Origin of the sequence: Embleya australiensis (assembly GCF_051903075.1) — a bacterium.
In the GTDB taxonomy this organism is placed as follows: Bacteria; Actinomycetota; Actinomycetes; order Streptomycetales; family Streptomycetaceae; genus Embleya.
In genome coordinates this window covers 6,076,866-6,089,377 of record NZ_CP182422.1, presented here as the reverse complement: position 1 = coordinate 6,089,377, position 12,512 = coordinate 6,076,866, and the positions used below count along the sequence as shown (strand labels likewise).

12 protein-coding genes are annotated in these 12,512 nt (G+C 73.8%); 9 read left to right on the top strand and 3 right to left on the bottom strand.

Annotation, left to right across the window (positions count from 1 at the left end; genetic code table 11):
- Positions 1 to 25 precede the first annotated feature (25 nt).
- The 5 genes from modA to ACMXN5_RS26345 are packed head-to-tail and all read left to right on the top strand — an operon-like array spanning position 26 to position 4,382.
- Positions 26 to 862: a molybdate ABC transporter substrate-binding protein gene (gene modA / locus ACMXN5_RS26365; RefSeq protein ID WP_439677297.1), complete on the top strand. Its 837-nt coding sequence runs from the start codon at positions 26 to 28 to the stop codon at positions 860 to 862.
- Positions 859 to 1,689, top strand: coding sequence for an ABC transporter permease (locus ACMXN5_RS26360; RefSeq protein WP_439677296.1), 831 nt, complete (start codon positions 859 to 861; stop codon positions 1,687 to 1,689). The genes modA and ACMXN5_RS26360 overlap by 4 nt, the downstream gene beginning before the upstream one ends.
- Complete coding sequence (locus ACMXN5_RS26355; RefSeq protein ID WP_439677295.1) at positions 1,686 to 2,798, top strand: ABC transporter ATP-binding protein; 1,113 nt, start codon at positions 1,686 to 1,688, stop codon at positions 2,796 to 2,798. The genes ACMXN5_RS26360 and ACMXN5_RS26355 overlap by 4 nt, the downstream gene beginning before the upstream one ends.
- 39 nt (positions 2,799 to 2,837) lie before the next feature.
- A complete protein-coding gene (locus ACMXN5_RS26350) occupies positions 2,838 to 3,269 on the top strand; it encodes a very short patch repair endonuclease (RefSeq protein ID WP_395791733.1) in 432 nt (143 codons plus the stop codon).
- Between the two features lie 9 nt (positions 3,270 to 3,278).
- Positions 3,279 to 4,382, top strand: coding sequence for a DNA cytosine methyltransferase (locus tag ACMXN5_RS26345; protein WP_439677294.1), 1,104 nt, complete (start codon positions 3,279 to 3,281; stop codon positions 4,380 to 4,382).
- 50 nt (positions 4,383 to 4,432) lie between these two features.
- On the opposite strand, the gene ACMXN5_RS26340 is transcribed toward ACMXN5_RS26345, so the two are convergent.
- Together ACMXN5_RS26340 and ACMXN5_RS26335 are read right to left on the bottom strand one after the other, a co-directional pair.
- A complete protein-coding gene (locus ACMXN5_RS26340) occupies positions 4,433 to 5,095 on the bottom strand; it encodes a hypothetical protein (RefSeq protein ID WP_439677293.1) in 663 nt (220 codons plus the stop codon).
- Positions 5,096 to 5,225: 130 nt separating this feature from the next.
- Positions 5,226 to 6,602: a tetratricopeptide repeat protein gene (locus ACMXN5_RS26335; protein ID WP_439678085.1), complete on the bottom strand. Its 1,377-nt coding sequence runs from the start codon at positions 6,600 to 6,602 to the stop codon at positions 5,226 to 5,228.
- A 292-nt stretch (positions 6,603 to 6,894) separates the two neighbouring features.
- Between ACMXN5_RS26335 and ACMXN5_RS26330 the strand changes: the two genes are divergently transcribed.
- The 4 genes from ACMXN5_RS26330 (at position 6,895) to ACMXN5_RS26315 (ending at position 11,848) form a co-directional block, all read left to right on the top strand.
- Positions 6,895 to 9,420 carry an ABC transporter permease gene (locus ACMXN5_RS26330; RefSeq protein ID WP_439677292.1) on the top strand — a complete coding sequence of 842 codons (2,526 nt, stop codon included), beginning with the start codon at positions 6,895 to 6,897 and terminating at the stop codon, positions 9,418 to 9,420.
- A gap of 85 nt (positions 9,421 to 9,505) precedes the next feature.
- Complete coding sequence (locus ACMXN5_RS26325) at positions 9,506 to 10,714, top strand: sensor histidine kinase (protein WP_439677291.1); 1,209 nt, start codon at positions 9,506 to 9,508, stop codon at positions 10,712 to 10,714.
- Complete coding sequence (locus tag ACMXN5_RS26320; RefSeq protein ID WP_439677290.1) at positions 10,711 to 11,361, top strand: response regulator; 651 nt, start codon at positions 10,711 to 10,713, stop codon at positions 11,359 to 11,361. Before ACMXN5_RS26325 ends, ACMXN5_RS26320 begins: the two co-directional genes overlap by 4 nt.
- Before the next feature lie 259 nt (positions 11,362 to 11,620).
- Positions 11,621 to 11,848: a hypothetical protein gene (locus tag ACMXN5_RS26315; protein WP_439677289.1), complete on the top strand. Its 228-nt coding sequence runs from the start codon at positions 11,621 to 11,623 to the stop codon at positions 11,846 to 11,848.
- A gap of 7 nt (positions 11,849 to 11,855) precedes the next feature.
- On the opposite strand, the gene ACMXN5_RS26310 is transcribed toward ACMXN5_RS26315, so the two are convergent.
- Positions 11,856 to 12,419, bottom strand: a complete 564-nt coding sequence (locus tag ACMXN5_RS26310; RefSeq protein ID WP_439677288.1) for a hypothetical protein — start codon at positions 12,417 to 12,419, stop codon at positions 11,856 to 11,858.
- Between the last annotated feature and the right edge of the window lie 93 nt (positions 12,420 to 12,512).

Genomic DNA, 12,512 nt, shown 5'->3' with positions numbered 1-12,512 from the left:
GGGCACAGTGGGCGCAATCGGGACGGTGCGAGCCAGGCGGGCGATCGCGGCGACGCTGCTCGCGGGGGCGATGGTGACCCTTGCCGCGTGCGGCGGCGACGACGACGGGAAGAAGAGCGACAAGGACGCCCCGAAGGCCGCCCCGCAGGCCCCCGGCAGCACGCCCGCCGCCGATGCCAAGCCGCTCAAGGGCACCGTCACCGTGTTCGCCGCCGCCTCGCTGACCGAGACGTTCACCGCACTGGGCAGGCAGTTCGAGACCGCCCACCCCGGCGTCACCGTCAAGTTCAACTACGGGGGCAGCTCGGCGCTCGCCGCGAGCATCAACCAGGGTGCGCCCGCCGACGTGTTCGCCTCCGCCGACGAGAAGAACATGAAGCTCGTCACCGACGGCAAGAGCGCCGACGGCACACCCACCGCGTTCGCGAAGAACACCCTCCAGATCGCGGTGGCCCCGGGCAACCCGAAGAACATCAAGTCGCTCGCCGACCTCAAGCGGGACGGCCTCAAGGTCGCCCAGTGCGCCCCGCAGGTCCCGTGCGGCGCCGCCGCCAAGACCGCGCTCGACGCGGGCGGCGTCAAGTTCACCCCGTCGACGCTCGAACAGGACGTCAAGGCCGCGCTGACCAAGCTCACCCTCGGCGAGGTGGACGCCGCGCTCGTGTACCGCACCGACGTCAAGGCCGCGGGTGCCAAGGTGGTCGGCGTGGACTTCCCCGAATCCGCCCAGGCGGTCAACACGTACCCGATCGTCCCGCTCGCGAAGGCGCCCAACGCCGACGCGGCCAAGGCGTTCGTCGCCTTCGTCCTGGCCGAGCCCGGCCGCACCGCGCTGACCGCGGCGGGTTTCCAGGCCCCGTGATCGGCTCTCCCCGGGTCCGCCGCCGCGTGCGGGCCGAACGTCCGCGCCGCGGCGGCGCGCCCCTGGCCCTGCTCGTCCCCGGCCTGATCGGCCTGGTGTTCCTGGTGCTGCCGCTGCTCGGACTGCTGATCCGGGCGCCGTGGAGCAACCTGGGGAGCCAACTCGGCAGCGGCGAGGTCCGCGAGGCGCTGAAGCTCTCCCTGTTCACCGCGACGATGGCCACCGGCATCGTGCTTGTGCTCGGTGTGCCGCTGGCGTGGCTGCTCGCCCGTACCGACTTCCCCGGGCGACGCCTGGTCCGGGCGCTGGTCACCCTGCCGCTGGTGCTGCCGCCGGTGGTGGGTGGCGTGGCGCTGCTCCTGGTGCTGGGCCGCAGGGGCATCGTCGGCGAGTGGCTGGACGACACGTTCGGCTACACGCTGCCGTTCACCACCACCGGGGTGATCGTGGCCGAGGCGTTCGTGGCGATGCCGTTTTTGGTGATCAGCGTCGAGGGCGCGCTGCGAGCGGCGGATCCGCGGTACGAGGAGGCCGCGGCCACGCTGGGCGCGTCCCGCTGGACCGCGTTCCGCCGGGTCACCCTGCCGCTGATCGCCCCTGGCGTGGCGGCGGGCGCGGTACTCGCGTGGGCCCGCGCGCTCGGCGAGTTCGGCGCCACCATCACCTTCGCCGGCAACTTCCCGGGCAAGACCCAGACGATGCCGCTCGCCGTCTACCTCGCGCTCGAAACCGATCCGGAGGCGGCGATCGTGCTCTCCCTGGTGTTGTTGGCGGTGTCCGTGCTGATCCTGGCGGGCCTGCGCGAGCGTTGGATGACCACGTCGTGACCGGCCTCGACAAGACACCCGACGCGGCGCCCGACCCGGCACCCGACGCGACCTCCGGTCTCGACGCGCATCTCGTGGTCGCGCGCGACGCGTTCCGCCTGGACGTACACCTGACCGCCGCGCCCGGCGAGGTGGTCGCGCTGCTCGGCCCCAACGGCGCCGGCAAGACCACCGCGCTGCGCGCCCTGGCGGGCCTGACCCCCCTCGGCGGCGGGCACACCCGGCTCGCCGGCGTCGACCTGGACGATCCGGGGCGACGCCGCTACACCCCGCCCGAGCGGCGGCCGGTGGGCGTGGTGTTCCAGGACTACCTGCTCTTCCCGCACCTGTCCGCGCTGGACAACGTCGCCTTCGGCCTGCGCTGCCAGGGCGTCGGCCGGCGCGAGGCGCGCGCGCGGGCGGCCGAATGGCTGGAGCGGGTCGGCCTGGCCGAGCACGCCGGCGTCAAGCCGGGTCGGCTCTCCGGCGGCCAGGCGCAGCGGGTCGCGCTCGCCCGGGCGCTGGCCACCCACCCCCGGTTGCTGCTCCTGGACGAGCCGCTGGCCGCCCTCGACGCGCGCACCAGGGTGGAGATCCGCGCCACGCTGCGCCGGCATCTCGCCGACTTCGACGGCGTCGCGGTGGTGATCACCCACGATCCGCTCGACGCGATGGTGCTGGCCGACCGGCTCACCGTGATCGAGGCGGGCCGCGCGGTCCAGGACGGCACCCCGGCGGAGGTGGCCCGGCATCCGCGCACCGACTACGTGGCCCGCCTGGTCGGCCTGAACCTGTACCGCGGCACCACCTCCGCCGGCGGCGTCGAGCTGGCCGCCGGGCAGCGGCTGGTGGTCGCCGAACTCCCGGACGCGGCCGAGGTGTTCGTGGCCTTCCCGCCGTCGGCGGTGACGCTGTACCGCAGCCGCCCCGACGGCAGCCCGCGCAACCTGTGGCAGGTCGAGGTGGACGGCATGGAACTGCACGGCGACACGGTGCGCGTCGAGTTGACCGGCCCGGTGCCGCTGCTCGCCGACGTCACGCCACTGTCCGTCGCCGAACTCGAACTCGCGCCCGGGAAGCCGGTATGGGCGGCGGTGAAGGCCACCGAGGCGCGTGCGTACCCGGCCTGAACACCGTTGCCGCGCGCGATGACGGTGCGAGCGTGCACCATGGTCCCCGTGACGAGCCTGACCACCACCGACGCGACCCGTGCCCGGATGAGTCGCCAACGCAGCAAGGACACCGACGTCGAGGTCGCGCTGCGCCGTGTCCTGCACGGCATGGGACTGCGCTACCGGGTGCACCGCCGCCCGCTCAAGGGCATCCGCCGCGAGGCCGACGTCGTCTTCGGCCCGGCCAAGGTCGCCGTCTACGTCGACGGCTGCTTCTGGCACGGCTGCCCGGTGCACGCGACCTGGCCCAAGCGCAACGCCGAGTTCTGGAAGACCAAGATCGAGGGAAACCGCACCCGCGACGCGGACACCGACAGGCGGATGGCGGAAGCCGGCTGGTTGGTCGTGCGGGTCTGGGAGCACGAGGACGCGGTCGTCGCGGCGGCCAGGGTTCGGGATGCGGTGATCGCCAGGCGCGCGGCCGGCTAACCTGTCCGCATGGCACGACCCATCACCATGATCGACCTGTTCGCGGGCTGCGGTGGAATGACGTCCGGGTTCGCCGCCGCGAAGGGCTTTCGGCCGGTCATGGCGGTCGAGTGGAACCTGCACGCGGCCGCGACCTACGCCGCCAACTTCGGCGAGGCGCACATGCGCTGGGGCGACATCGCGGAGATCCCGGACCGGGACATCCCGCGCGCCGACGTGATCATCGGCGGCCCGCCCTGCCAGGGTTTCTCCAACCTCGGCAGCCGCAACGTGGAGGATCCGCGCAACAAGCTCTGGAAGGAATACCTGCGCTTCGTGCGTCGGGCCAAGCCCAAGGTGTTCGTGATCGAGAACGTGGACCGCTTCCAGAAGTCCGCCGAGTTCGCGCTGTTGCTCGCCGAGGCGCAGCCCGGCGGCCTCCTGGAGGGGTACGAACTGACCGACGCGCTGCTCCCTGCGGTGGACTACGGCGTTCCGCAGCGCCGCAAGCGGGCGATCGTGATCGGCTCGCGGATCGGCCGGATCAAGGCGCCCGAGCCGACCCACGGCCCCGGCCGGCGGCTGCGCTGGAGCACCGTCCACGACGCGATCGCGGATCTGCCGCGCGTGCCCGGGACGACCAGCCTGCCCACGTCGAAGACCGAGTTCTTCGGCCGCCCGGTGCCCGGCGTGTTCAAGGAGGCCGACCTGCACCTCGGCCGCACGCCGACCGAGCGCTCGCTGCTGCGCTACGACTGCGTGCCGCCCGGCGGCGGCCGGTTCGACCTGCCCGACCATCTGCTTCCCGACTGCTGGCGGAACAAGAAGACCGGCACGACGGACGTGATGGGCCGGATGCGCTGGGGCCACCCGTCGCTGACCATCCGGACCGAGTTCTACAAGCCCGAGAAGGGCCAGTATCTGCACCCGCAGTGGAACCCGGACGACCCGGCCGACCGGGTCAACCGGCCGATCACACACCGCGAGGCGGCCCGGCTCCAGTCCTTCCCGGAGACCTTCGTGTGGTGCGGGTCCAAGACCGAGATCGCGCGGCAGATCGGCAACGCGGTGCCGCCGGGGTTGGCGGAGGCGATCGCCCGGCAGCTGAAGCCGAGGTTGCGCGAGGCGGGGTGATCGGCGGTCGGGTGGTCGGCGGTCGCGGGGGGATCGGTGCCCGCGACCGGTCAGGAGGGCGTTTCCTCGTCCAGGGCGTACATCCGGGGCGGTAGTTGCTGCTCGGCCCGGTCCAGGTCGGTCCCGTCCAGGTCGAGCCATACCCGATCGCGGCGCTCGGCGGGGCGGTCGAGGCCGCTCGCGGCCCAGGTGAAGATGCCGCATACGGTGGCCCGCTCCCGGTCCGGCGCCTCGATCTGCGCGGCGAAGCAGACGGCGAGCGCGGTGCGGGTGGGGATCAGGTACCGCTCGTTGTCCGGGTCGGGCCGGCCCGTGGTGGCCGCGCGTGGGGGTTCGAGGACCTTCATCCAGGTCAGCGTCGCGCCCGGGGCCTGACCCGCGAAGCAGTCGGTGACCGCTTCGCGCAGCGCGGCGGCCGGGTCGTCGCCGAGCCAGTCGAACCAGGCGTCCTGGTCGAGCAGTTTGCCGAAGTCGTCCCGCGGCCGCCCGTGGTGCGGGTTCTCCCGGTACTCCCCGGTGAGCACCCCGTCGGGACCGACCAGCCACGCGCCGCGGATCGCCTCGCCGGGCACGTAGCCGTTCGGGTCGTCGGCGTAGGCCGGGTCGATCTCGGCGACCGAGCCGCCGGGCGACTGCGCGGCGGCGGCGGCGAGTCCGGGGTCGTCCGGAGGCTCGCGTCGTACCACGGAACCGGTCACCGGGGGCTCACCCATGCCTACCACTCTCCAGCGCTCGTCGACGGTGTCGGAGCGCTCGGCTCATCCGCGCGGCCCCGGACAAGTCGGCCATTCTCGCGCACGGCCGTGGGCGGTAGGCCCCCGGGCGACCCGCTCCGGCCCGCCGTCAGCGCCCCCAGGCGACGGTGATCGCCTTCGTATGCTCGGCCGCCTGCTCCCGGGCCGTGGCCGCCTCGGCCGCCCGGCCCAGTTCCTCGGCCAGCCGGGCCCGGCCCAGCCAGTTGTACGGGCTGCTCGGTCGCAGGTTGACCCGCTCGCTCAGGAGGGTGCGGGCCAGGTCGTGCCGGTGTGCGCGCAGGGCCGCCTCGACCAGGGTCTGCTGGATCGCGTCGCGTTGCGCGTGACTGCCGCCGAAGGTGTTCAGGCGGTGCCGGATCGGGACGAGGATGTCGACGGTGTCCGGGTAGCGTCCCTGTTCGAAGGCGACCAGCGCGCGGCACACCGGCAGCCCGACCTCGGCGGTCATGGCGTGGTTGCTCACCCCGGGATGCGGGTCGGCCAGCCACCGCTCCCGGTCGCGGACCACCGCCTCGGCGTCGGCGATCCGGCCGGCGCCGAGATGGGCCATCACCGCGTGCACGTCGTTGAAGGCGTAGTACGGGCCGTCCGCGCGGGCCGCCCACGCGTCGGCCAGTCGGGCCCAGCGCTTCGGCTGTTCGCCGCCCGCGAGGTGGATGCGCCACAACAGGGCGGAGGCGTCCAGGAGTTCCATCGCGGCGCCGATCGAGCGGTCGTTGTGCAGCACGGCGTCGTAGATCGCCAGCGCCCGGTCGATCGCGCCGGCCTCGATCGCGTACAGGCCGTAGTGCCACCAGTTGTGCACGTTGAGGTAGTTGCCGCCGGACCAGTCGCCGACCCGGGCGTCCAGGAAACGGATGCCCTCGGCGAAGCGGCCCTGCATCTCGTACGTGTGCACCACCGCGTGGATCGCCCACACATCGCGCGGGTGCGCCGCCACGGCGGCCAGTCCGGCCTGTTCGGAACGCTCGTAGTGGCCGGTCTCCTCCAGGCCGAACGCGGACATCCCGAGCAGGGGCCCGTAGTGCGGATCGTCCGGATCCCACGCGCTCAGCGCGCCGCCGACGCGGTCGCGCAGCCGGGTCGCGTCGCCGGTGAAGAAGTCGATCTGATGGCCGATCGCGAGCGCGAGCGTGTCCCGGGGATGCGCCACGACCAGCTCGCGCAGGATGTCGCCGGCCCGGTGGATGTCACCCGCCAACCACGCCTCGGCGGCCCCAAGGTGGGCCGACTCGCGCGCATCCCCCCGCACCCCGCCGGCCGCGAACGCCGCAAAACGCTCCCGCGCGGCGGCGGCATCGCCCGGCTCGGTACCGAGCAGCCCGAGATAGGCGGCGAACGCATGCCCCATCGGCGCCTCGGGAGCCGCCGACAACACGGCCTCCACCTCGGCGGACACCTCCGCCCGAAAGAACAGCAGCGCATCGAGCCCACGCTCGAAGTGCCCGGCCGCCTCGACGCCCATCCCGGACAACCCGAGCTCCTGACGATCCACCAAGCCCACCGAGGTTCCTTCCGCCACACCCGAGCCCGCCCCCACCCCCGATTAAACACGCCGCGCGTACCCGGGCCGGGGCTCGTCGGGCGATTTGTCGGGATCGATGCCTTCGTTGATTCGGGTGGGACGATCGGATCGGCCTCGGGTGAACCGGCGAGACCGGTGCCCACCGTCGGCCGTATCGGACGGATCGTGCGCGCGGCGAGGCTGGGGGTGACCCGGTGTCGGCCGGGACCAGGACGGCCTCGGGACGTTGCCCATGTTCAGGAATGCTCTTCGTACGCTTGCCGCGCAGCGCATGCGGTTGGCGCTCACCGTGCTGGCGATCGTCTTCGGTGTCGCCTTCGTGGCCGGTGTGCTCACGCTCAAGGACACCATCACGGAGGCCGCCGCCACCTCGGCCGCGGACGACTTCGCCGGGGTGGGCGTGGGGGTTCGCGCCGACTCGGAGCACGGCGCCGGCGATCCCGCCGCCCTGGGGCCCCGGCTGGTGGAGCGGCTGCGTGGGCTGCCCGGCGTGGCGGCCGTGCGCGGCTCCGTCACCGGACCCGCCGTGGTGGTCGACCGCGACGGGGACCTGGTCGGTCGGGTGGAGGAGTCCGCCGGTAGCAACTACGCGCCCGGGCCGGAGGGTTTCGATCCGCTGTACCGGCTCGCCGAGGGCCGCGCGCCGAGCGCCGCCGGCGAGGTCGCCCTGGACGAGGCCGGAGCCCGGGCGGCCGGCTACCGGATCGGCGACCGGCTGCGTGTGGTCGCCGGCGGCGGCACCCTGGACGCCACCCTCGTCGGGACCGTGCACGCCGTCGACGCCCGGATCCGGCTCGGCGCCACCCTCACCCTGTTCGACACCCCCACCGCACAGCGGCTGTTCGCCGCCCCCGACACCTACGACCTGATCACCGTCGCCGCCCGCCCCGGCACACCCGACGCCGCGCTCCTGGACGCCGTCCGCCCCCTCGTCCCCGCCGGCGCCGAGGCGGTCACCGGTGCCGCGCTCACCGCGGAGCGCCGCGACCTGGCCTCGGCCGGGACCGCCGGACTGGCCACCGGGCTGCTGGTGTTCGCGGGTATCGCGCTGTTCGTCGGGACGTTCATCATCACCAACACCTTCACCATGCTCATCGGCCGCCGCACCCGCGAACTCGCGCTGCTGCGCGCGGTCGGCGCCACCCGGCGGCAGGTCACCCGCTCGGTGCGCCTGGAGGCGCTGATCACCGGCCTGGTCGGCGCGCTGCTCGGGCTGCTGCTCGGGGTCGCGCTGGCCGCCGGTCTGCTCGCGCTGCTGCGCGGCACCGACGCCGCACTGCCGCGCGGCCCGCTCGTGGTGCGGCCGGGCACGATCCTGTGGTCGCTCGTGGTGGGCATCGGGGTGACCGTCGCCGCCGCGTGGCTGCCCACCCGCAAGGTGGCCCGGATCGCTCCGATGGCGGCGCTGCGCGCGAATCCGCCGAACCCGGCCGGGCTGTTCCGGCGCAATCTGGCCGGCCTGCTCATGATCGGCGGGGGTGTCGGCGGCGGTTATGCCACGGTCAAGGCCGCTCCCGGCGGCAACGGCGAGCCGGTTCTGGTCACGGTGTGCGGCGTGCTGGCCGTCACCGGCGTGCTGATGCTGATCCCGCTGCTTTCGGTCGGCGTCATCGGGGTGCTCGCGCGACCGCTGACCCGGGTGTTCGGGGTGACCGGGACGCTGGCGAGCCGCAACGCGCTGCGGGATCCGCGCCGCACGGCCGCGACCGCCTCCGCACTGATGATCGGCCTGTTCCTGGTCACCGGCCTGACCGTGATCGGCGCGTCGCTCAAGGACAGCCTCGACCACGCGGCGGCGCGCGGGCTGACCGCCGACTACGCGGTGTCCACCACGCTGCGCGACCCGATGGCCGCCGCGACGGTGGACCGCATCGGCCGGTTGCCGCACGTCGAGGCGGCGAGCGTGTACCGCACCGTGACCGCGCGGATCGGCGACGCCGAGCAGGAGGTCGCCGCGCTGGACCCGGTCGCGGGCCCGAAGGTGATGCGCCTCGACTTCGTCGCGGGCGGTCCCGAGGCGCTGGGCACGGACCTGCTCGTGGAGCGGGTCGAGGCCCAGTCGCGGGGGCTGGGCATCGGCGCGAGCGTGCCGGTGACGTACCCCGACGGCACGTCCGGCACCCTGCGCGTCGGCGGGATCTACCGGGCCAATCCGATCGTGCTCCCCTACCTCGTCTCCACCCGCACCCTCGACCCGCACCTCGAACGCCCGCTCGGCCGCCAGGTGTTCGTCAAGAGCGCACCGGGCGAGGCGCGGGCCCTGGAGGCGACCCTGAAGGACGTCTTCGGAGCCGATCCGGCCCTGCGCGTGCAGTCGAAGGACGAACTGCGCCGGGGTCTGGGCGCGGCCATCGACCTGCTCCTGAACGTCGTCTACGGCCTGTTGGCGATGGCCGTGCTGATCGCGGTCATCGGCATCGTCAACACGCTGGCGATGTCGGTGCTCGAACGCACCCGGGAAATCGGCCTGTTGCGCGCGATCGGCCTGGATGCCCGCCGGGTGCGCGCGCTGATCCGCCTGGAGGCGGCGCTGATCTCGCTGTTCGGCGCGCTGCTCGGGGTCGGGCTCGGCACCACGGTGGGGGTGCTGGCGGTGCGCGGGATCGACCTGGGCGAGGTCCCGCTCGGCGCGACGATCCCGTGGTCGCGAATCGCCCTGTTCGTGCTCGGCGCGCTCGGCGTCGGGCTGCTCGCGGCGGCCTGGCCCGCGCGGCGCGCGGCGCGCATGTCGGTGCTCGGCGCGCTCGGGTCCGAGTGAGGTGCGCGTCCGCCCCGGGCGGCGTGCCTCCTCGACTCCCGCCGACTGGCCGGACGCCTGGACGGCTGCCGGTACCTTGGCGAACGTGCACCCGCCACCACCCGCGACGATCGCCCGCGCCGTCGTGTTCGACGTCGTCCTGGCCGCCTCGGTCGCCGTGGTGTCCGGACTGCTCCGCGCGCTCGGCTCGTTCGACGACGACGGGATACATCCGCCGGATGCGCTGCCGTGGTGGGGCGTACTCGTCCAGGTCGCCGCCGGCGCCGCGCTCGTACAGCGGCGGCGCCGACCGATCGCCTCCGCCGGCGTCGTCTTCGTACTCTCCCTCGGCGACCCCGTGCTGGCCGGGCCCTTCGCGGCCTACGCGCTCGGCGCCTACGCCCCGACCCGGCGCGCCGCGTGGGCGCTCGCCGCCGGGCTCGCGGTGACCATGTGCGAGCCGTGGCGGGCGCAGTCGGGGTCGGACGTGTTCGTGGAGCTCCTGGCCGTCGTCACGCCGCTGCTGCTCGGGAAGTACCTCGCGTCGCGGCGCGGCCTGATCCTCGCGCTGGCCGAACGCGCCGAGCGGGTCGAGCGCGAACAGGCCGAACGGGACCGGCAGGCGCGGATCGAGGAACGCCGCCGGTTGGCGGGCGAGATGCACGACATGATCACCCACCGGGTCAGCCTGATGGTGCTTCAGGCGGGCGCGTTGCGCACCATCGCCGAACGGGACAACGTGCGTTCCGCCGCCGAGGAGTTGCGGCTGACGGGCTGTCAGGCGCTGTCCGAACTGCGCGAGTTGGTGGCCATCCTGCGCGACCCCGACGACCCGACGCCGACCGGTACACCCGGGCGGGACGCGGAGCCGGCCGGTCTGGATGTGTCCGACCTGGTCGCCGACTCGCGGGCGGCGGGCGTCGAGGTCGACCTGACGGTGACCGGATCGGCGCCCGCCGACCACGCGCCGGCCGCGGTGCGCGGCGCGCGGCGGGTGGTCCAGGAGGCGCTGACCAACGTGCACAAGCACGCCCCCGGCGCACACGTGACCGTGGCCGTGCGGCACGAGCCCGAGGGCATCGCGGTGACCGTCGCCAACACCGCCGGTACCCGGACCCCCGACGTCGACCTGGGCACGGGCGGCACCGGCCTGCTCGGGCTGCGCGAGCGGGTCGAACTGCTCGGCGGCCGGTTCCGGGCCGGGCCGGGCGACACCGGCGGGTTCACCGTCGAGGCCCTGATCCCGATCGGCGAATCCGCCGATGCCCCGCCCCGTCCCATCGCCCACCCCGTGCTCGACGAAGGTGCCGCATGATCCGACTGCTGCTCGTGGACGACGAACGTATGGTGTGCGCGCACCTGCGCACCATCCTCGGCGGCGCCGAGGACATCGACATCGTCGGCGAGGCCTACGACGGCGCCGAGGCCCTGGAACACGTGGTCCGCCATCGGCCCGACCTGGTGCTGCTCGACCTGCACATGCCGGGCGTGGACGGGCTGACCGCGCTGCGCCGGATGGTCCGGCTCGACGCGCCGCCCAAGGTCGTCGTGCTGACCACGATCGACACCGACGACCACGTGCTGCGGGCGCTGCACACCGGCGCGGTGGGTTTCCTGCTCAAGGACACCCCGCCCGAGGATCTGGTCGCGCTGCTCCGGGTGGCCGTCGACGGCAACACCGTGTTGTCCCCGGCGGCGGCCCGCAACCTGATCGGGGCGAGCGCGGCCCGCGAGACCGCCCGCCTCGAGGCCCGCCACACGATCCGCGACCTGACCGAACAGGAGACCCGAATCCTCGCCTGCCTGGGAGAGGGCATGTCCAACGCCCAAATCGCCGCGCGCCTGTACCTCACGGAACCGACGGTCAAGGCCTACGTCTCCCGCACCCTGACCAAACTCTCCTGCACCAACCGCACCCAGGCCGGCCTGATCGCCCACAACGCGGGCCTGACCCCCGACTGAGCCCCAGCCGCCGCGCGGGGCGGGACGGGCGCGTGGGGCGGGGCAGGGTGCGCGAGACAAGGCAGGTGCGCGAGGCCGGCCGGGTACGCGAGGCGAGGCAAGCCGGGTACGCGGGGCGGGACGCCGCGCCGGGCGGCGGAGGCCGGGTGTGCGGGCCGGGGCGGGGCGTGGAGGTGCCGGGCGGAGGGCGAGGGTCTGGGCCGCCGGACCATCGCGCGCCGATGACTACCGTCGGCGTGCAGCCAGTCCGCATTTCTGGGTGTTGCAAAGGAGGTGGTCGCCGTGGGGGATCAGCAGGACCTCTGCTTCGGGGGCGTCGCTGGTCGCGCCCACCCCGCTGTACGCGTGGTCCCTGCTGTGGCACCCGGACCGCCCACACCCGCGGCTGGACGCCCTGCTCCGCGGGTTCGGCCGGGTCGGCACCGCCAACCGCCGGCTCGACCACGACCCGTCCCGGGACTGGCTCCCGGGACCCGACCTCGCGTGAACCCGCGTCAGGACACCAGGTCGCGCCAGAACGGCACGGTCGGCTCCGCGTACTCGATGCTCCCGCCCAAGAACTCCGCGGTGAGGTAGTTGGTCAGGTTCGCGCCGTACACCACGATGTCGGTCTGCATCATCGACAACACCGGGTGACCCCACTGGCCCTCGGTCCCGGGCAGGTAGCGGTGGCCGTACACCGGCACCATCCGCGGCACCCTCGCCAGGTGATACCGCGCCGACTTGAGCGCGTGTTTGGGCTGCGCCGGCCGGGCGCCCCACGCCTCGGGCCAGAACGCGTTGTGCTCGACGTCGAACAGCACACCCTCGGCGGGCAGGGCCAGTCGGGCCTTCAGGTCGCGCGCGCCGCCGTAGCGCCAATTCGGCCACCCCTTGCCGGTCGGCAGCGCGGCCGACAACATCGACCTGTGGTCGGCGGCGAAGCGGAACCCGAGGTCCTGCGCCACGGTCTCGAACTCGGCCCCGGTCAGGCCGGGCAGGAGGTCGGCGCCGGTCCGCTCCAGAAGCAGGCGGAAGTCCCGCTCGGTCGGTCGATCCGGGGACGGTGTGCTGGTCATGGCCACCGAGCGTAGTCGGCGCCGGTGGCCGCGTCGGGACCACCGGGGCGGCACGCGGCCGGATTTTATCGGAACCGGCCCGGCAAGCACCTG

Bases quoted from the DNA above. Each gene is read 5' to 3' on its own strand.
- ACMXN5_RS26320 (WP_439677290.1), top strand. From the start codon at position 10,711: ATGATCCGACTGCTGCTCGTGGACGACGAACGTATGGTGTGCGCGCAC.
- ACMXN5_RS26330 (WP_439677292.1), top strand. From the start codon at position 6,895: ATGTTCAGGAATGCTCTTCGTACGCTTGCCGCGCAGCGCATGCGGTTG.
- ACMXN5_RS26350 (WP_395791733.1), top strand. From the start codon at position 2,838: ATGGTCCCCGTGACGAGCCTGACCACCACCGACGCGACCCGTGCCCGG.
- ACMXN5_RS26340 (WP_439677293.1), bottom strand. From the start codon at position 5,095: ATGGGTGAGCCCCCGGTGACCGGTTCCGTGGTACGACGCGAGCCTCCG.
- ACMXN5_RS26345 (WP_439677294.1), top strand. From the start codon at position 3,279: ATGGCACGACCCATCACCATGATCGACCTGTTCGCGGGCTGCGGTGGA.
- ACMXN5_RS26310 (WP_439677288.1), bottom strand. From the start codon at position 12,419: ATGACCAGCACACCGTCCCCGGATCGACCGACCGAGCGGGACTTCCGC.
- ACMXN5_RS26335 (WP_439678085.1), bottom strand. From the start codon at position 6,602: ATGGGCGTCGAGGCGGCCGGGCACTTCGAGCGTGGGCTCGATGCGCTG.